At 60.7% G+C, this 22,408-nt stretch carries 3 protein-coding genes; all 3 read left to right on the forward strand.

Annotation, left to right across the window (positions count from 1 at the left end; all coding sequences use genetic code 11):
• The first annotated feature begins 12 nt into the window (after positions 1–12).
• The 3 genes from EV698_RS09530 to EV698_RS09540 are packed head-to-tail and all read left to right on the forward strand — an operon-like array spanning position 13 to position 22,344.
• Positions 13–19,854 (forward strand): leukotoxin LktA family filamentous adhesin, encoded by a 19,842-nt coding sequence (locus EV698_RS09530; protein ID WP_130503837.1) that lies wholly within the window; start codon positions 13–15, stop codon positions 19,852–19,854.
• Complete coding sequence (locus tag EV698_RS09535; protein WP_130503838.1) at positions 19,854–21,524, forward strand: ShlB/FhaC/HecB family hemolysin secretion/activation protein; 1,671 nt, start codon at positions 19,854–19,856, stop codon at positions 21,522–21,524. The genes EV698_RS09530 and EV698_RS09535 overlap by 1 nt, the downstream gene beginning before the upstream one ends.
• Positions 21,517–22,344 (forward strand): SapC family protein, encoded by an 828-nt coding sequence (locus tag EV698_RS09540; RefSeq protein ID WP_239016258.1) that lies wholly within the window; start codon positions 21,517–21,519, stop codon positions 22,342–22,344. The genes EV698_RS09535 and EV698_RS09540 overlap by 8 nt, the downstream gene beginning before the upstream one ends.
• Positions 22,345–22,408: the final 64 nt, after the last annotated feature.

Here is a 22,408-nt window from a genome sequence, read left to right on the forward strand (position 1 = left end):
ACAGGACGCCCAATGCAGAAGACGACACGGCTTGCCGGAACGGCAAGTCATACTGATGTGACTGGCTTTCCCCTTGATCGGCCGACCATTGCCATACTCGCGGCCATGAGTGCATGCGGTTATGCCACTCGAGCAACGGCCGAACAGCTCCAGACCAACCTCGAGATTGATGGGCGTACCGCCACAACAGTTACCACCGATGCCGGTCGGACGTCGGTTACGACGAATACGACCCAGGGCAACAGCGCATTCAATTCCTTTAAGCACTTCCGAGTCGTTACCGGCGACACCGTCGATCTGCATTTACCCAACGGCACCAGCAATCTCGTCAACCTGGTGCACGATTCAAAGGCGGTTATCGATGGCACGGTCAATAGCCTGATCGAGGGAGCGGTGGGTGGTCACGTTGTTTTCGCCGACCCTCACGGCATTGTTGTTGGCGCCTCCGGCACCTTGAATGTGGGCAGCCTGTTGCTGACCACGCCAACCGCATCATTCATGGATGACCTGATCGATCCGGGTAATCACGCGATCAACGCGAATGCGGTTCAGCGTCTGCTCGACGGTCAGGCTCCGCAGAACCCCACGGCAAGTGTTCTGGTGGGAGGACGGATTAACACCAGTGCCGATATTCACCTTGAGGGCGTGAATATCGAGGTCTCCGGCGAAATGCACGCGGCTACTCCAGGCGCACAGGCGGCGCTTTTTGAAGCGAGCGTTAACACGGATGGCCTTGAGGCCGCGGATTTCGCATCGGCTGACGGTGGCGACATCGTTATCGGTGCCCGCCATGAGCTTGGTGCGGACACCAGCGTCAATATCGCTGATACCGGTAGCGTGCACGCAGATGGCGATATCGTGGTAAGCGCCCGCACCTCCCACCATTTGGCCGTGGGTGTTGCCGGCGGCAGCAGCGACGTCACCGTGGGCGGTGCGATCACGGGTGACGATGTTCGGCTGGTTGCCGAGACCAACGTTGTCGCCGATCTGGAGAGCGGACCTGATGAGCTTGCCGACAGCACGGTGGCTGAACGATTCAGTGGGGTCACCGCTTTCATGGAGGATCTGGCTACCCAGCGTCCCGGAGAGCTTTTGCTGGATGGCGCCATTGAGTTGTTCGGCTCCGCCGCCGTGACCGATGGCGACGCCCGCGTTGAACTGGTGCAGGGCGCCGATGTGACGGCCAGCGGTGATGTGGATGTAGATGCCAACGCAACGCGTACCATCAATCGGCCCCGTACCGGGAGCGCCGTGGAGCAGCTCGGCCTTGGCATCGCTGCGGCTGTCCAGCTTGGCGAGACCAGCGTTATTGTTCGTGACGGTGCCAGTATCGACGCTAGCGGCGATGTCGCCGTGCGTGCGGCAAGTGAGAATAGCCTGCTCAATGCGGCGGAGCCCAAGCCCGAAGATGGCGATCAAAACGCCGCTGTGGCGGGCATCGCTGTCAGTTATGCCGATGTCACCACGGAAGCGGTGATCGAAAGCGGCGCGAGTATTACCGCCCGGGACGTGGCGGTAGAGGCCGACAATCAGAATGCGTTTACCACCACCTCCAAAGTCGAGGTGGATGGTGATGAGGGCGTCGCGGGTGTGAGTTTCGCGCTTTCTCTGGTGAATACCGAGGCGAACGCGAGCCTTGGCACCGGTCTGACGGGTGTCCGCGATATCAGTGTGCTGGCGAACACCGAAACGACTGCCAACACCACGACGGCTAGCGGCACGATCAAGGACCAGCCCGGCACCTGGGACAAAATCAAGGAAAAGGTCTCTGATAACGCCAAGGAGGCGGTGACCGATCAGGCCGCTTCCCTCGGTACGACGCTGGCGTCGAAGATTCCCGGTCTTGGTGACAGCATCACCACTTCCAGCAACACGGGAGAACCCGAACAGAACAGACAGGATACGGAGAGCGTCGCCAGCCAGATTGCCGATAAGTTCCGTCTGAGCGGGGCGCTTTCGATCGCTGACACCAGCCAGGACAGCCACGCCAGTATCGCCAATGGCACCGAAATCCGCGCCGATGGCGACGTTACCGTGCTGGCACGCGTCTCCGACAGCGGCATTCGTAACAGCGCGCAGAGCGCTGTGGCGGCTGCTACCGAGGACGGCAATGCGAGTGTTACGACCAGTGCCGCGGTGAACTGGGCCGATCACCACCACGGCGCCACCGCAACGGTTGGCGACAACGGCTTTATCCGCGCGGAACGTCTCGGAGTGGGGAGCGAGGTCGATATCCCCCTCAACCTCAGTGATGAGCTGCAGAACGTTGTTGATGCGGAGAACGTATTCACCTCGATGGACAGTTTCTGGGATGTCACTGATGTCTTTTCGTGGTTCAAGGACCTCAACGAATCCCGCGATCTGGCCGGACATCTATTCAATAGCACGGCGAACAGCACGGGTAGTGCTGAGAAGGTCGGGCTTGCCGGGTCAGTGAACGTATTCAATGCCGATCAGACCAGCACTGCCTGGATCGGTGATGGCGCCGACATCAAGGTCGCGGCAGCCGATGCAACCTGGACGACCGACCTTGGTGAGGATCAGCAATGGAGCTGGTCCGGGCCACTCGCCGTGGATGCACGCAAGCGCGTTATCAGTATCAATGTCGCCGGGAATTTCGGCTGGCTGGATTTCTTCGGCACCGGAGATACCGATGATGAGGACGGCACGGCTCTCGGCGGTGCCTTCAACTGGACCCAGTACACCGGCGATACCATTGCCGGTATCGGTGATGGGGCTCTTATCGAGGCAGAGGCTATCAGCGTTGAGGCCGAGGCGTTCCACCAGATCGTCTCGCTCGCCCCGAGCGCCGGCAAGGCCGACCAGGCCGCGCTCAATGGCACCTTTGCTATCTCGCGAATGGATACGGGCACTCGAGCGTCGATGGCTGCGTCCGCCGACGTCACGGCCGATCGGCTGACCATTGATGCTGACGAGACGATCTCTGTCTGGACCGCTGCTGGCGCGGTAGCGGTGAGCGAGAACATCGGTATCGGTGCCGGTGTGGCCGTTAACGACATCGCCACGCAAAGTCTGGCATACGTTGGCGATAACCGTCGTGACAGCCCGTTCCTCGCAGATCCGGACAGTCTGACCGTCGCGGGTGCGCCTGCGGGTGGTTATTTGCGCGTGAATGAGCTCACCGTCGAGGCCATCACCGCCGGTCAGGCCGGCGTCTTTGCCGTGGCGGGTGCCGCCGCGGTGGATAGCGATGATGACAGCAGCAATAACGATGCCAGTGGCGGCGGTGGAAGCGACAACGCCAGCCTCATGCAACAGGGCAAGGGCGCTATCACGTCTCGTGTTGGCCAGGTTCGTGACAAGGCGGGCGATCTGGCAGAAAACATCCCGCTTTTGAACGCCGCTACCGACGAAATCCGTGGCAAGCAGGACGCCAACAGGGAAACCCCTGCGGAGGGCAACGAAATCAACGGCAGCGCGTCGGCCGGTTCGACGGACACCTCCAGTACGGCCGGTAATCAGAGCAAGGGCTCAAGCCCTGATATCGCCGCGTCCGGCAGCGTGGGTGTCAATCTCACCCGTCAGGAAACTCGTGCCAGCGTTGAAGGCGGCACGATTGCGGCGCGAGACGAGGACGTGGCCGTAGCCACCGATATCCAGGCGGTCAACGACACGCTTATGCTGGGGACAGCCGGCGCCGGATCGGTGATCAAGGCTGGTGGTGACGATTCCTCGTTCCAGACCGCGCTTGCCGGCGCAGTGTCACTGAACATCCTGCAGAACGAGACGGTCGCGACCCTTGATGACGTGATGCTCCAGGACGCCGGCGATACCCGTGTCGAGTCCATGAGTGCAGGCGATCAGGTCGCCCTTGGTCTGGGACTGGCGATGAACCTCTCTGGGGGAGACACCTCGGATACGAGCTTTTCTGCCGCTGGCTCCGCCTCCGTCAACTGGACCGCTAACAGTACTGAGGCGTCGGTGCGCGACAGTGATATTGCTCAGGCGGGTGATGTCGATGGCAACGACGCTGCCATGAGCGTGCTCGCCTACGACCGCACGCGCATTGCCACGGGTGGTGGTTCATTGGTCTCCGGTGGCTCTGCCGGCGTGGGTGCGGCGTTCACTTTGTCGAATATCGGTAACACCACGGACGCGACCGTCGCGGGTGTGGACGTTGATATGGGTGCACTGGGTGTGCGTGCGCTCACGCGTAATCGCATTCTTGGCGCTGGCGCGGTGGGTGCATTCTCGGATCAGGAGGATTCGGTCAGCCTCGCCGGCACGCTGGTCTTTAATCTCATCAACAATACCGTGGACGCTTCCATCGAGAGCAGTGACGGACGTGACAGCTCGGTGATTACCACCGGCGAGGTGCGTGTCACGGCGGCCGATCTGGATGAAGATGTTGAGGAGGGGTTGGCGCACCTCAACGATCTTAACGCCAGTCCTGATGAGGATGACGTCGACTTTGCCCTCAACGGGCTTGATGTAGCCATTCCGGATGGCGGCGATGCCGACCCTAGCGATGATAATTTCAAGCCCGATTACGAGTACGAATTACCTCAAAACGCGGCTGACGTCGCCAGCAGTGGCAGTGCCATTGTCGGGATAGCTGGCACGCTTCAGGCCGGTCGCTCCGATAATGTCGGCGCCTCAATCGCCCTGAATACGATCTCCAACGAGTACACAGCGCGCATCGATCAGGCCGACGTGGACGCCGGTGGTGATGTGAGCGTCGATGCTCGCGACACCGGCGCTATCCTGGGCGTCAGCATCGGCGCCGCGGTGACCAGCGGTGACTATGCCGGTATGGGTTCGCTTAGCGGCAACGTCATTGCCGGACGTACCGAGGCGGCGCTTGAGGGTGGCACGCTCGGGGCCGACAACCTGCGCGTCAGTGGTGTGAGCAGCGCCAACATCCTCTCCTTCGCAGGCAACATCTCCGGCTCCGCCAAGGCGGCGGGGGGCGCCGCGGCGGCGATCAATCATACCGGGGGGCTCGGTGACGAAGATCAGGTTAGCGACGCGCTAGCGTCGCAGACGATCGCTCGAGTTGATAATGCCGACGTCATGCTGACCGGCGGCGCCGCCGTGCGTGGTGCGCGCCAGAGTCGGATTCTGTCTGCTTCCATCAGTGGCGAGGGCGCGGGCAAGGTTTCCCTCGGCGGCTCGCTCAACCTCAACACCCACGTCGATCGCACCCGCGCCGAGCTCGTCGATAGCACGCTGAACGCTAGCAGCCTGACGGTGGAAACGGGGGATGACGCACTCAATGCTGGCGAAATCTTTGCCGGCTCGGGCCAGTTCGGTGGCGCCGGTAAGGCGGCCATCGGCGGATCATTCACCATCAGCACCATTGAATCTCAGCGCGATGCCCTGGTGCGTGACAGCGACATTACCGTGGCCAACAGTGCGCAGGTGGGCTCTGTCTACGATGCCGACATCATCAATATGGCGGTCGGTGGCGGCGGCGCGGGTACGGTAGCGGTTGGCGGTTCGCTGGTTACCGCAACGATCGCCGGCCACAGTCGATCTCGTATTCAAGGCGGCACGATTACCGCCGGAGGGGTTGATGTCACCGCCGCTGGTGACAGCCTCCGAATCATCTCCGCCGCCGGTAATGCCCAGGGGGCGGGCACCGCAGCGGTGGGTGGCGCACTGACGGTCAACACATTTGCGACGGATCGCCAGGCCGGCCTGGATGGCGTCACGGTGATGGCGAATAACGACATCAATGTCCTCGCCGGTGCCGACACCGAGATTAATACCGGTTCGGGCGCCGGCGGTGGTGCCGGTACTGCGGCCGTGTTGGGGTCAGCGACCATCAACACGGTGGTGGGGAGCGAAACCGCCAGCATCACTGGTAATAGCGACATCACCTCCACGGCGGGCGATCTGTCGGTGCGCGCCAACGATGGCAAGCGCATTATTCGCAGTATCTCCGGCAATGTGGGTGGTGCGGGGACGGCGGCCGTCGGTGGCGCGAACGTTACCAATACCCTCTCTGGCGTGCGGGAAGCGCTGGTGCACGGTGGATCCCTGGACATCGCCGGGAGCGTCAGCCTTGCCTCGGGCGGGACGGCCACGATCGACTCCATTGCCGCCTCTGCTGCCGGTGCAGGTACGGCCGCCGTCACCGGATCGCTCGCACTGTCCACTATCGACGGGGCCGAGGATGTCATCCTCCAAGATGCCGCGGTCTCTGCAGCCTCGGTGAAACTGAGCAATACGGGTGACATGGCTATCCGCACGGCGTCGGGTAACGCCAGCTTCGCCGGTACGGCGGCCGTCGGCGGGGCATCAAGCGTCAATGTCATGCTCAACCGACGCCAGGCCCTGGTGACCGGTAGTGACCTGACGCTGAGCGGTGATCTGGACGTGCTAACCGCGAACAATGGCAGCATTCAGACCCTCGCAACCAGTGGCGGTGCCGCCGGCACAGCAGCTGTGGGCGGTGCGCTGACGGTCAACGTGCTCGAATCGCAGCTAAGTGCCGGTCTGCGCGCTTCGCACATCAACACCGACGTTTCCGACTGGGCGACCACGCGCAATATCACCGTGCAGGCGCAGGAGAACGGCAGTATCGACTCGGTTGCCGGTCAGGTGCAGGTAGCGGAGACCGCCGCCGTTGGCGGTACCGGTGCCGTTAACTATCTGGGTAATAGCGTTGACGCCTTCGTCGAGGGCGGCGACAGTGCGAACTACCGAAGCACTAATATGCTGGTGGACGCTCAGAGCAACGCGGCCATTCAGACCGTGGCGCTGGGTGCCTCGGGTGCCAATCGTGCCGCCCTGGCCGGCTCGGCGGCGGTCAATATCATGCGCACCGAGACCACCGCGCGGATCGGCCGCCATGGTCATGACGCTGCCGGCGATCCCGATGTAGAAGCCCGCAACAATGTCGGTGTGACTGCCACCAGCAATGACATTGTGCGCGTTGCGGCTGGTGCTGCTTCTTTTGCCACTCAGGGCGGGGCGGGTAGTGCCGGCGCGATCGTCAACCTCGTCAACAGCCGCACGCATGCCGGAATCGATGGCGGCACTACGCGGGTTAACGCCCTGGCCCTCGATCCCAATGACACGCTCGAGGTTAGCGCGGGCAACCTCGAGGGCGATCCGCAGATCGGTCCTGGCGATGACGAGGAGCTGGCCGATAACCCCGACGGCTTTTTCACCGGCAGCGATGACGAGGCGTCGGCTTTCGCTGGACTCGGAGATCTCGAGTTCAATCCGGCGGCTGACCTCGCCGAAGAGACTGAGGAAGTGACCGGTCTGGCGGTACACGCGAGCTCCACACAGCAGGTCGGTACCGTGTCATCGGCGCTGGCCGCGGCCATTCCCGATATCTCTACCTTTGGTATTGCCGGCTTCGCCGGTGCTGTGCTGGCGGGCACAAACGTGGTGGATGGCCGTACAAGCGCAGTCGTGGACGGGGCGACGATCAACGATAACGACGCCGGTAATCGTGCGGCGCAAGACGTTAGTGTCGGTGCCTCCAGCCATAGCCTCACCGTGGACTACGCGCTTTCCGGTGCTGCCTCGACCTTCGCCGGGGCGGGCGTGCTTGCCGCATCGGTCATCTCCCGTGACACCCAGGCCGGTCTTTATAACGCGAATATAGGCAACGCCAATAATCTGGATATCTTTGCCAATGCCACGCAGGAGGGAACCAGCGTTTCGCTGGCAGCCGCGCTGGGTGGTGTCGGTGCGGGAGGGACCTTTGCCGCCGTGACCCTGCTCGGCGAGACGAGTGCCGGCGTTCGCAATGTCACCGCAGACGTTAACGCCATCAACGTGGATGCCCGCAATGACCGCGCCGTCAATCTACACTCCGGGGCCATCTCCATCGGCGCCGTTGGGTTAAGTGGCTCGTTCACGTTCAGCCTGGTGGATGGCGCTGTGGACGCCTTTATCGAGGGTGACGGCAACGGCAGTACCGACATCGATACGAACGGCGGTGATGTGCGCGTTAACGCCGAGACGGATACCACGCTGTTCAACAATGTTCTTGGCGCTGGTGCGGGCGCCGGTGCCATCTCGGGTGCGGCCGCGCTGAATGTCGTCAATAACGCCACCCGTGCGCGGGTTCAGGGGGCGAATCTCGGTGATCAGGACAGCCGCATCGGATCGCTCGCGATCGACGCCTCTGAAACCGTCGGCGCAAGCACCATCGCTGGGTCCGCCTCGGCCGGCCTCATTGCGGGCGCCGGTTCAGTCAATGTGCTGGTGATGCAGAGTAATCTCAGCGCTGAACTCGCCGATTCTGATGTTATTGCGAACGGCGATGTCGGCGTGGCGGCCCGGCGCGGGGTACGCGCACGGCAGATCGCCGCCGCGGGCGCCGTTGGCGATACGGCGCTGACCGGCGGCCTGGCGTTAGCGGTCCTGGGTAGCGGTAATACGGTCTATGTCGACGAGGACGGGAACACCTATGACCCCGGCGAAGATCTCGATTACGGGGATGACGGCACCCTGAGTCTGTTCGACGATGTTCTCTCCGCCGATACCCTCGCCAGCGACGACAGCGACGAGAAAGATGCCAGTCATCGTTTCCAGTTTGATATCACCGATTCGGAAACCGGTGATACCGAACGCGTTGATCTTTTCGGCGACGTGGCGGGCCAGGGTGACCCCATCCTTGATGAGTCCGAGCAACAGGGACTGAATGGCCAGACCAATCAGAGCTCCAGCGCTGACCTTGATAATGGCGGCGGCCACAAAACCACCGCCCGTATTCGCAGCAGTCGTGTCGATACCTTCGGTGATGTGGCCGTAAAGGCCGACGAGCGCCTGCACACGGCGCAGTTCACCGGCGCCGTCGCTGTCGCCAATACGGCGGCGGTTGGCGGCGCCGCCGGCATGCTTTTCTCCTATGCCAACGTTGGTGCGAGTATCGACGGCCAGTCGACGGTGAACGCCGGCGATGCGGTGGCTGTTGACGCCGCCACCGGCTCGTTCGAGAACGAAAATGACAGTGTCGAGCAGGAAGTCCTGACCGGTCAGGGGGCCGTCGGCCTCGGCCTGGGTGCCGCCGTTGCCGTTGCCCAGCTGAATAACCAGGTCGCCGCCCAGATTAACGGTGATATCACCGCTGCGGATGCGATTGATCTTGGCGCCCGTGACCTTTCCAGTCTGTCCGTGGAAGCGGACGGTGTGACGATTGGTGGCCTCGGTGCGGCAGGCGTCGTAGTCGGCTATGGCGGTCGTAACACCGATGTTATTTCTGCCGTCGGCGGTGGTTCGATGTTGCAGGCACGCGCAGTCAATATTGATGCGCTCAGTGGCGGCGGAGTGGGTGTAGACGGTCTCGCCGCCGCCGGCGGTATCGTTGGTTCGGGTGTCGGTGTGGGTGTCGTTGCCGAGGATCAAGGCACGGTCAACGCACGCATTGGCGCAGGCAGTGATGTTACCGCCGACGATACTATTGCCGTGGATGCGGTATCTGATACCGAGGTGTCGACGAAAGCCGAAGGGATAGCCGTCGCGGGTGGCGTGGGTATCGGTGTTTCGGTGGCCTCGGCGACACTTGGCGCCGACGTCATCAGTGAAATCGGTGACAGCGCCGATATCACCACCTACGGTGATCTCGATGTCACGGCGCGCCTGGGTGCCCAGCGCGACAGCCGCGGCGACAGTCCCAACGTACGCGCCGAGTCCATTGCCGCTGGTGGCGGCATTATTGCGGGCGCGAATGCCACGGTAGCAACGGTTAATACCAATGCCGACGTGACGGCAAGCATAGGCGACGGCGTGTTGCTCCCGGACGGCGACGTCACCGTAGACGCTACGCGGTCAAGTGCTCAGGAAGTCGGGGTCACCGGAGTTAGCGCCGGTATCGTTGCGGCTGGCGCCAACCTGGCCTATGCGCAATCCGGTGGTGCAACTGTTGCCGAGCTGGGCCGGAACGCCTGGACAAACGCAGACCGTACGGGCGATGTCACCGTGCGTGCCGATGGTCAGGACGTGAACGTCACGGATGTGCTGGCGGGCAGTGGGGGTGTCGCCTCTGCCCAGGCCGCTACCAGCGAGATTACGACAGGTACAACCACCCGGGCCACACTCGGTAGCGGTCAGGGCGGTCAGCAGCCGCGGCTTGATGCCGGTGATGTGCGGGTTTTAGCCAAACATGAAGATCGCTTTGCCGCCTCCGTAGATGCCTTCCAGGCGGCCGTGGCCGGTATGAGCGGAGCAGCCGCAACCACGCGTCTGGGCAGCTCGGTGGAATCCGGGCTCGGGGATGGCGTTCAGATTCAAGCCAATAACCTGACCATGGATGCGCACAACGTTATCCAGCAAATCGGCGACGGCAATAGTGTGCAGGCGGGCTCCGGGGGCGTGGCCGCAGGTTCCGCCGTGTCCCACGGGCTCGCGATTACCGGCAGTGACGGTCTTGGCAGCAGTAACACCCGAGTGCGGGTTGGTGACGGCGTTGCAGTGCTGGCCGAGGCGGGCGGCGAGGATGGTAGCGGCCAGGTAGAGCTGAATGCCCACAACGCCGTCACCATCCGGGATGATGTCCTGCTTGATACCGGCGGCGGTATCAGCGGTGCGTCGGCGGAAACCGTGCTGGTCGGCCAGATGGCAACGGACGTCACGGTTGGCGACGGCACCACATGGCACGCAGACGATCGTATCGAGGCGGCCGCGTGGGGTCGGTATCTGACACGCATGCGCTCGCAGGCGAAGACCTACGGCGGCGTAAGTATCGTCGGTGGTACGAGCAACGTTTACATGATGGTGGACGAGGCGATCGCTCTCGGCCGTGACACCAGCATGAGTTCCTTCGGGGTCATTAACCTGACCACCGGCGAGAGCCCGCAGGGTCGGCAGGACAGCCGCTTCGAGCTCAACTCCCGAACCAACGTCTATAACTACAATGCGCTGCCGCTTGACACCAGCGCCAACGCGTTGGCCCGGCTTAAACATAGCGGCGCTGTCAACATCGGTCAGGGCAGCGACCTGACCAGCGCCCGTGACGTGCGACTGGCAGCCTACGATGGCGCGCGCCGGGTGACCGCTTCAGGCCGCGCCCACAACCCCTACCTGGATGCGCTAAGCATTGTTAGCGGCAATTCCAGTACCGATGTTAACGGTGATACCAGCGTCACCCTCTCCGGCAATGTGGAGGCGGGATTCCTTGCGAAGCGCAGCCTCGACATCAGTGCAAGCGGCGATGTCAGCGCGAGTGATGACGGCTTGATATTCCGTGATTACCGGTTTGTGCCCTCGGATATCATCGAATCGGAAGAAGGCTCGAAGCTCGCCAGTGACGAGGAGACCGACGGGCTCCAGATCATGCCCATTTTCGCGGCGGCCGGCAGCGTGATTGTCCACGGCGACCAGATCGGCATCGACGGGAGCGCTGATCTCACTGCGCGTGGCGGACCCGAGGTTCGTGTTAGCAACGCCTCGGAGCAGAGCATCGTTATCGAGGGCATTGAGATCGCTGACCGTACCGGAGGTGATGTCCGCGCTACGGGGCGGGGCAACCTGGATGGTCTTAGTGGCCTCGACGTCAACGCTATCGATGCCGGGGTGGAGCCGCAAGTGGTGCTGGAGAACACGTTTGATGCCTCCGCGCCAGGAGCGGGCGACGCTTCGCCTGACATCGTTGTTACCGGGGCTATCTCCAATCCCCTGGGACGGGTGGATATCACCAACGTGTCGGGTGACTACATCCAGGGAGCGGATGTAACGGCCCGGGAGATCAGCGCCAACGTTCCGCAGGGCTCATTCATCATCTCTGAGCTCGGCGGGACGTGGCAGTCGCAGGGCTCGCCCGCGGCGATCTGGCGGTCCGAGGAATACCTGCCGAGCGGGGAGAGGTATGCCGTCTACCTGTTGGCGAGTACTCAATACAACATCAGCGGCGATAATTCAGAGCTGCGCAGTCAGAATGGCACCTATGGCGCCGGCCGTTCCGTTCACTTCTTCAACCTCAGCAACGACTACAACCCGAACGAGTACAGCGAGGAAGAGGCCACCACAAACCATTTCAGCGACGGGCATTACCAGATGCTGCATGACGGGGGGAGTTACCTGCGTGTGCGGCGCGTCAACAGTCGCCCGACTTACAGCAGTAGAAGTGGCGATGTTGCCAATGCCAACGCCGACCCAATCGCGGCGGGCGGCTCCATTTTTGTCGAGGCTGAATACATTGACGTCAACGGCCGCATTGTCAGTGGTGAGCGGCGGGATCAGCTCGGGATCCACCTCACCGAGGATAATGTTGCGACCCTGCGCGGCCTGAACCCCAACGAAACGGCTGTCTTCGCCGGGGGGCGTATTCTCGATAAGAATAATCTGGATGCAGAACTGGAGAGCGTCTCCGGCCCGGATGGTCGCAGGCCGATGCTCGCGCAGTACGACGCTGCTGACGACGAGATCACCCTCTACAACGTCTCGCGGCCGAGCGGTGCCAACGTGGTCCTCAAGGGCCGGATTATGAGCACCAGCACCCACGGAGCCATCGAGGTGAATAACGGCTACCTCGATGTGGACGTCCGCAATGATTCAGATGCGAATCTGGTGATCAACAATATCGATACAGGCGATGATCAGGTCGCCAACATCCGTATCGAGGATCGGCAAAGGAACCAGACGACCTGGTATCGCTACGAGCTTGGTGGCGATGTGGAGGTGCGTCGCGGGTATGGAACGGGTGGCGAGTGGGACAGCGCAAACCTTGTTACGACTGGCTCTCGGGACGATCACTGGGGCTACAACCCGGAAAACGGCATGCGCTATGAATGGAAACGCAGGGCCCGGGTTGAGCGGAGTGTTATCAGCGGGGATAGCTGGTGGGATTACGGGGTCACCAACTGGCGATTCGTGGACAGCAACGGCAACACGGAGCAGGACAACCCGTGGTCGGTTATCTCCGAGCGCGTGACTACCGGCAACAGTAGCAATACGCCCAGATTCGAACAGAGGGTGACTGGTAGCGGAATAAGCCGTAAAAACCTCAATGTCAGCCATGGACGTGACTACGGTCAGGGCGAGGACAGTGATGGTGATGCCCTTAACTGGCAGTACCGAGTCATTCGTGGCGGGACGCTTACCTCCACCAGCAGCGTCAGCGCCGATAACCCGATCGATATCCAGTTCTCGGGTAACGATGCGGGCAACATTCGGATCGAATCCGCGGGCGATGTGCGCCTGGCCGGCAGCCTGCGCAACATCAGCGGCGAAACCCGGCTGGAGGTTGGCGGTGGCATCACCCGGGCGGAGCAGGCGTCCATTCGTACTCGTGACCTCACACTCCTGGCCGATAGCGATATTGGCTCCGAAGCGCGCGGTATCAATGCCACGCTGGAGGGCGGCGGCATTGTGGAAATGGCGTCGCAAAGCGGTGATATCCGCGCTGATCTGCAGGGCGCCGATGTCGAGCTGAAACGGCTCCATGCCGGACAGGGGCGCGATGTCGACCTCAGTGCGGCGGGGGCGATCGTCGCCATCGATGGTGCGGGCACCGGTCCGGTTGTCCGCGGCCGGTCAATTTCGCTGGAAAGCACCAGCGGCAGGGTTGGTGATGCCGATCAGCGACTGGCGGTACAGCTCGATGGCGCCACAACCACGGCAACGCCGGGCGAGCGCGGTCACCTGGATGTCTCCGCGGCCGATGATGTTCACGTGTCCGCTCCTGATGGTGATCTTTTCATCGGTCGGATCAATGCCGGCGGCGATGTCACTCTGGAGGCCGATGGCATTTATAACGCCTCTACCGAGGAGCTGGCTGCCAGTGTAGACAGCGACGAACTTGAGGCGTTGTGGGAGTCCATTGGCCTGTTCGGCGACGGCGCACAGGCATCGGCCGATCGGACCGTGCAGGCGTATGAGACCAGGGTGGAGCGCTGGTACAACGAGTACTTCCAGCTCGTCCAGCTCGCTGGCGATGCCACTGATCTGGATAACCTGACGCTCGATGAGGCAGGCAGGGCCGTTCTTCGTCAGCGTGCCGGTGACTTCTGGCTGACCCAGCAGATGGCAGTCGAGAACGGCCGCGTCGCCTATACGCAGGCTCAGCAGGCCACCATCGAGCAGCGCGCATCGGAAGTGGCGGGAGTAGGTATTACCGACGCCGGGGTGGATGCCTATGCGGCTTTCCGCATTCAGGACATCACTGCTCGGCTGGGTGATGCAGACGGCGTGGATGCCGATACTCTGCTGACCAATGACTTCGAGAGCGGTTGGGGCTATACCGCCACGGAGGCCGAGCGTGACCATCTCACGGCGGGTGCTGACGGCTGGTCGGAACAGCGGTTGCGCAACGCGATCAATGCCTCGGCACTGGTGTCTGCGCCCGAGGTAACCCTGCGCGATGATCCCAATATCAACGGACGCAGCGTGAGCCTGACGGCCGGAAATGAAATCGGCCAGAACATCGAGAGCCGCCGGATTGCGCTTGGCGGTAATCTCAATGACGACGAACGGGCATTACTGATTACTGCCGGGCCTGGCGATGTGAAGGAAGTCCTCGACGCAGGGGGCGCCATTGAGGCGCTGGACGTGAGTCGTCGCGACCTCCTGCAGGTCAATGTACTGGAATCTTTCGATGCGATGGCACAGGGTAATGTCTACATTGGTGCCGATGGCGATTTGCCCATTCATGAAGTCCGATCGCATGAAAGAGATGTGCGCCTGCTAACGAATAGCAGTCTGCTGGGTAATAGCGACGAAGCCACGGTACGCGCCGGTAGAGATATTTTCCTTTCCGCTGGCTCCGGTCGAATCGCTGGTGCGCAGAATGGTGCCCTGGGCGTAGACGCTCGCCACGGCGCCGTGAGGCTCGCCTCGGCAGGTGGCGATGTCCTGCTTGAAGATACGTCGGACGAAGGCTTGAGCATTGGACAGATTAATGCCGGCGGCCTGACTCGTCTTATTAGCGATCATGGCGTGAATGCTGTGGATAATGCGGCTGGCGGGCTGGATGAATTCGATATCAACACCGGCTCTCTGGATTTCGTCGTTAAGGGCGACGCAGACGGTGGCGGTCGAGCACTTCGGTTGCAGATGGGCGACAACGGTACGCTAACCGGGGGTGTTACAGGCGACGTCAGTTTGAAGGCGACCAGTGGCGGCATTCGGTTTGGGGAGCTAACCGTCGGTGGTGCTCTGAGCGCCGATTCCGATCTCGGTGGCATTCGCTTCACGGCCGCCACGAATGTTTCGAATGACATCAATGTCACTGCTAATGGTGAAGTGAGTTTTGGCAATGACGGTGCCTTAAAGGCCGAAGATGGAAACATCAACCTCCTGAGTTCTTTCCTGCTCATGGACCGTGGCGCTGTCATCGACGCCAGCCGTGCGGTGAGTCTGGTGACAACCGGCGATATGGTGATCGCCGACGTAATTGGCTCGCGTGACGATGTCACTGATCCGGCTATCACGGCGACCGCTGGAGGCAACATTCACGCCGCGGCCAACAACAGCCGTTTGCGCTCTGACAACGCTACCGTTGTCCTGGGGGCAGAGAAGGGTATCGGCGCTGCCGATCAAGCCGTGCGGGTGGACGCTGAGCGCATTGATGCCGGTGCTGACGACGGCGCTATCTACCTGCAACTGCTCCGCGCCGGCGAGGGTGGTGATGTGAGGGCCAATAATGGCGCGGTTGACCTCACGGATGCCGGTGCTGGTATTCGACTTGATGGCATCATCGCTACCGGCGATATCAACATGAATGCGGGCGGTGATGCAGACCTGGGGGTTGTAACGTCCACGCAAGGGGGCGGTTATCTGAATTCGGCCGCCACTCTCGATCTAAACCGACTTGATATCACTGACACTGCCACTCTGAACGCACGGTCACTCAGTCTTGAGAACGGCTTGGTAGGCGGCGATCTTATCGCTGCCACCACCGGTGACCAGGTCTATGGGACTGTGCACACCGAAGGCGACATCGATCTCAGGACCACCGGTGGCGGGGACGTGACCTATACCCAGCTCACCGGGAATGGTGGGTTGGCTATGGACGTGGCCGGCACGGTCACTGCCGATGTTGTTGATGCAACTGCCCCGGTTACCCGGGGCACTCTGGCCTTCGACAAAGCCATCACCCTCGACGCCGGCGAAGACATGCTACTCGGCGATGTTATTAGCGCTGATTCGAACGTGGTCGTGACTGACGCCGATAATGTAGCGATAGAGGATCTTGATGCGGGCGCTAACGCTACTCTGAACGCTCAGACACTTAGTCTTGAGAACGGCCTGGTAGGTGGCAATCTTATCGCCACCACAACCGGTGATCAGGTCTATGGAATGGTGCAAACCGAAGGCGACATGGATCTCACGACCACCAGTGACGGGGACGTGACCTATACCCGGCTCACTGGCGATAGCCGGTTGTCCATGGATGCTAACGGAAAGGTCACGGCCGAGCTCATTGATGCTCAGGCCGGTGTTACCCGCGGCACTCTAGCCTTCGACAGAGCCATCGATATCAATACCGGCGTAGATATGTTGTTGGGCGCTATTAGTAGCGCCAGTGAGGATGTCAGGTTGACCGCCGGCAAGCATGCCGGCATAGAGCGCCTCAATGCCGCGGCTGGTGCGAGTCTGAACGCACGGTCACTCAGTCTCGAGCAGGGCATGGTAGGTGACGATCTTATCGCCACTACTACGAGCGATCAGGTATACGGCAGCGTGCATACCAACGGTCAGATGGAGCTTGAGACCACCGGCACCGGCGATGTGACCTATACTGAGCTCACTGGGAATGGTGAGTTGGCTACGGACGTGGCCGGCACGCTCACTGCCGATGTTGTTGATGCAACTGCCCCGGTTACCCGCGGCACCCTGGCCTTTGGTGAATCCATCGCTATTGACGTCGGTCTCGATACCAATCTCGGCACCATCCGCAGTGATGAAGAAAATGTGATCGTGACCGCCGGCGATCGTGCCGGCATAGAACTTCTCGATGCGGCGGCTGATACCACTTTGGACGCACGGTCACTTAGTGTTGAGGAGGGCACAGTAGGCGGCGATCTTACTGCTACAACCGCGGCTGATCAGGTCTACGGCAGCGTTCACACCAACGGTCAGATGGAGCTCGAGACCACCGATACCGGTACCGTGGCCTATAACCAGCTCACTGGCGATGACGTGCTGAGCATGGAGGTCGCAGGCTCGGTCCGCGCGAACGTGGTGAAGCCGAATGATGAGGTTACTCGCGGCCTTCTTGAGTTCGATAAAGCTATCACCCTCGAAGCCGGGGAAGACATCCTGCTTGGTGATGTCACTAGCACTGATTCGAACGTGGTCGTGACTGACGCCGATAATGTAGCGATAGAGGATCTTGATGCGGGCGCTAACGCCACTCTGACCGCACAGACACTCAGTCTCGAGAACGGCTTGGTAGGCGGCGATCTTACCGCTATTACCTCGGGTAATCAGCTCTACGGCAGCGTTCACACCGATGGCCGGATGGAGCTTGAGACCACTGGCACCGGCGATGTGCTCTACACGAAGCTCACTGGGAATGGTGAGTTGGCTATGGACGTGGCCGGTGCGATTACTGCCAATGTTGTCGATGCAAATGCTCCGGTTACCCGCGGCACCCTAAACTTCGACAAAGCCATCGACATCAACACCGGCGTAGATATGTTGCTGGGCTCCGTTAGCAGCGCCAGCGAGGGCGTCAGTATGACCGCCGGCAATCATGCCGGCATAGAGCGGCTCGATGCCGCGGCAGGTGCGAATCTGAACGCATGGTCACTCAGTCTCGAGCAGGGCACGGTAGGTCACGATCTTATCGCTACCACCACGAGCGATCAGCTCTACGGCAGCGTGCACACCAACGGTCAGATGGAGCTCGAGACGACCGCCACCGGCGATATTACCTACAGGAAGCTCACTGGGAATGGCGAGTTGGCTATGGGTGTGGCCGGCACGGTGACCGCCGATGTCGTTGATGCAAATGCCGCGGTCACCCGCGGCGCGCTGACCTTCGACAAAGCGGTCGCTATTGATGCCGGTGTAGACACAGATCTGGGTACCGTCAGCAGCACCACCGCCGACGTCACTGTGATCGCCGACAATCACGCCGCGATGGAACGGGTTCGAGCGCTGCAGGGCAGCCTCGATGTGCTCGCCAATGGCGCTTCTGTGGGGGATGGCAAGGTCCGGGGTCGTCTACGGATCGACACCACTGTTGATCCGACGAATACACAGTCGCGGGATCCGGATACCTGGGCGGACCACAACGGGGCCACCATCGGATTCGATCAACTCGTCAGCATGACGGATAGCGTGCACGTATTCTCGGGTTGGAATGTTCGTGGTGGATCCGCGGAAGCGGAAGTCGATGTCGTCCTTCTGGGGCAAGATGTGGTGTTTGACCGTGTAGAGGCTCGGACTCGCGACGTCGAGCTCCAGGCCGTTGAAGACGTTACTGGTCAGCGCGCCGTTTCCAAGCGAGATATCACTGTGGCGGCTGGTGGTTCCCTGCTGCTGGAATCCACCGACTTCGGTGGCGAGCTCTCCATGAAAGCCGGCCGAAACATCTTCGTGCGGACCGGTGACGATCTCGACCTGGAGCGGATTGTCGCGGGCAATAACGCTGAACTCTTCTCGGGGGGCGTTATTGATCTGACCTCTGTGAAAGCAGGCGGTATTGTCACGCTCGAAGCTGATGAGTCCATCACCATCGAGGAGGATATTGAGGCGGGTGGCCGCGTCAATGCCGTGTCCGGCGGCATGATGACCTTCGGCGGGAATATCACCGCAGGCGAGGGCATATCTCTTGATGCTGGGGGTTCTCTTGCCGGGCGCAACGTGACGGCGGGTGGTGACAGTTACCTTGCCGCGACTGGGACGCTTGATCTGGAAGACATCAACGTGGCCAGCGACGTCGGTCTGGATGCGCTTGATGACATCCATGTGGTCAACGTGGTCGCCGTCGGCAATCAGCTCATCGAAACCCGCGGCGCGTTGGACTTTACGGCCCTGAATGCCGGCGACAGCATCGATGCGCGTGCCACCGATGACATCAATGGTACAGAAATCACCGCAGGCGACGCTCTCACACTGTTTGCCGGTCTATCGAATTCTTCACGCACCCTTGTCGGCGCAGATGTGCGTGTGGACGAGGTGAGGGCAAACACCGCAGACCTGCGTGCTGGAGAAGACCTCCTGAACAACGATGACGGAGCGATTCTCATCGATGTCGAGGCCGAGATTCGGTTTACGGGCCGTGACATATTCGCCGATATCAATCAGAGCGGTGCCGACATCATGGTTTTCAACGTGGTCGGGCCTAACAATACGCTGGCTCGGGACGTCGACCTGGGCATCAACAGTGACGCGAGACTGGTAGGCGACCAGTTCCGTGCCAAGCGCGCAAGCGTTGATACCGCTAGTAGATACCTTCAGTTCGATCGAGGCCGAATCGGCGAAACCCTCGAGATTGAGACGGCCGAAATGGCTTTGATGATGAATAACGTCTCGCCGCGGATCCAGCCGGTCGATGTGCAACTCTACGAGCCGGGCAACGATTTCCGCCTCGTGGTCTCTGACTCCTGGGCCTTCACGGATGCTTACGTGAACTACTTCCGTCCCGGATTTGCGGTTACTTCGCCCAATCTTAGCGATAACCGTGCCGTTAACCGTAACGTGGATGGCCGCAGCGTCGAGAGCGATGCCAATCGCGATATCAGTCGCATGCTAGGCGCTGTGATAACCGACGAGGTGATCTCTACTGGCATGGTGCCCACGGTGGCTACGGCGGATGCGGTTCAGGCTGAAGACCCGAACACGACCGCTCTGAATATGGGCGATTTGAGGACTGTTTCGGATAACAACGGTCTACGCCGGAGTGGTGCTGGCGAGACAGCGGATACCTCGTCGATCGATCTCGACTTCTCCGACGCGGGGCAGGTTGTGGGCGGGAATTAATGGATCTTCCCGTGCAATGGAGGCATCTACGGACCTCTCTGGTTACCTCGCTTGGGATCCTGGCTGTTGTAATCGGTGTTGCTGCACCGGTTTTCGCTCAACAGAATCCCTCTCCGCCTGATGCTGGTTTTCTCCAGGAAGGCCTGCAACAAGAGCTGAATCGACGCGATGAACAGCGGCTTGAGCGTGAGCGCCTGGAGGATGGTCCGGTAATCGACGGGGCCGATCCAAGCGGCGATGGCAAGCTGCCGGAGACGAACGATTTTTTCGTGCTGAATGCCATCGAATTCAATGATTCCTATTTTCTCTCCGAGGAGCGCTTACAGCGCATCGCCAGTACATATGTTGATCGGCGGGTGAGTTTCGCCGCTCTCAATCGGATGATTGGGAGAGTAAACGACCTCTATGCCACCGAGGGAATCGTTACCGCCCGTGCCATTATTCCGCCTCAGCGTATCCAGGACGGTGTTCTTCGCGTCCAACTCGTAGAGGGTCGAGTCGGTGAGGTGGAGATATCTGGCCAGCAGCACGTCAGCGGGGAGTACGTGCGCAGCCGTATTACTTCGTTGGAGGGTGGGGAGGTCCTCGACGTGATCGCCTTACGTGAGTCCATCACCCGACTCAACCGCACTGAAGAGCTCCGCGCCGGCGCATCGTTGAGGGCAGGTGAAGAGCCGGGAGAGACTGATATTCGCCTGCAGGTGCAGGAGCCTCCCCGTTACACAGCTTCAGTATTCGCTGATAACCATGGCTCGGGGAGCACGGGCGATCAGCGTGTCGGTGTCAATTTAGGGATGTTCAGCCCGTTCGGTTTTGGCGATCGCCTCACGCTCTTGGCTCTTAGCTCTGGAGGTGCTCGTAACGCCTCGATCGCTTATCAATTCCCAGTCAACCGCCGCGCCGGACGACTGGAAGTCCGACAGACCCAGGGGAGTATAGAGATCATCGAGGGGCCTTTCAGCGATCTGAGTGTCGAAGGCGAATCCAGCACCTCGCAGGTGAAGTTCGATCAGCCTTTGTTGCGAACCGATTCTTTATGGCGCGATTTCACCTTGAGCGCGAGCCGCAGTGATTCCGAAACCACGATAGTGGGGCAGTCGCTGAGCGAGTTCACGACTGACCGCATTAGCGCCGGATTACGTTTCACTGGCTTCTTGCCAGACAAACAGTGGACGTTTCGCCAAGGCTTTGAGTACGCGCAGATCGAAGACGTATTGGGTACCGGGCGTAACTACTGGTTTCTCGAAGGTGCAGGCAGCTTCAACGCTATAACCACCGAAGACATCCTGCTAACGCTACGTGGTTCCTGGCAGTGGAGTCGCGATGACGCGGTGCCCTCGCCGCTGCTGTTTCAGGCAGGTGGGCCTAGCAGTGTGCGCGGCTATTCGCAGGGTGCACTCGCTGGCGCCCGGGGTTACTACGCGAATATAGAGGCCCGTTACCAGGGTCTCCAACGACTGGTTCCGCTCGCATTCTTCGACTACGGCTATATCAACGACACCAGCCCTGACAGCGAGTCTGCATTTAGTCTTGGGGTTGGCATGGGCTGGCAAGGCCCGTCCTGGTTGAGCGCTGAAGTCGCGATAGGCGTTCCGCTACGCGATGTCGAGGCCGATCAGGACGCCTATCTAATCCAGGCCACTATCTCCGCGAACTGGAGTGGTGGATGACAAGCAATTAAAATACCAAGAGGTCTTCATGCTGTTGTACAACCAGATTATCCCCCTGAATAAAGACAAACATCGTCGTCTACGCCTTAATTCGGCGGATGGCGATACCGCCTTTGCCGCCAAAACCCATTACGTGCCGGTGGCCGCAACTGAGTTCTTTCAGGCGAGTCGCGATTATCCGCTGATCTTCGCTGGTGACACGGACGGTGGCCCTGTGGCGCTGCTCGGGCTGCGGGAGAATGAGAATCTGTTCAGTGGCAAGAATGGCGACTGGGCTGCCAACACCTATGTGCCGGCGTTTGTGCGTCGTTATCCGTTTGTGCTCGCTAAAGGTGACGAGGGTGACAACTTTACCGTCTGCTTCGACGAGAGTTATCCCGCTTTCAATAGTAACGAAGGCGAGGCTCTGTTTGAGGAAAACGGTAAATACACCGTATTCCTCAACCGTATTATCGACTTTTTGCAGCAATACCGCGCTGAAATGCTGCAGACAACAGCGCTTGTTGAGCGTTTGAACGCGCTTGATCTGCTTATTCAGCGAGACCTTGAGATCACCACCCGCAACGGGGAACGCTTCTCCCTGCGAGGTTTCCGCGTAGTGGATGAAGAGCGGCTTCGTACCCTCGCCGATGGCAAGGTCGGTGAGCTCGTGCGAGAGGGCTACATGGGGTGGATCTATGCTCACCTTGTTTCGCTTAACAACCTTGCCCGCCTCGGCGAACGCTTACCCGCTAGCGTAGACGTTGATAACACTCGTCCGGATGGCGAGGGCGCTAATACGGAAACGGAACCGGAAGTGACGGACGAAGTGCAATCGTAACGAAAAGAGGCGATGGCGGACTGTTCGTGCGTTACTTTCAATTACCGCCTACGAGCGATCATGT

The sequence above is a fragment of the Spiribacter vilamensis genome (assembly GCF_004217415.1).
GTDB lineage: Bacteria > Pseudomonadota > Gammaproteobacteria > Nitrococcales > Nitrococcaceae > Spiribacter > Spiribacter vilamensis.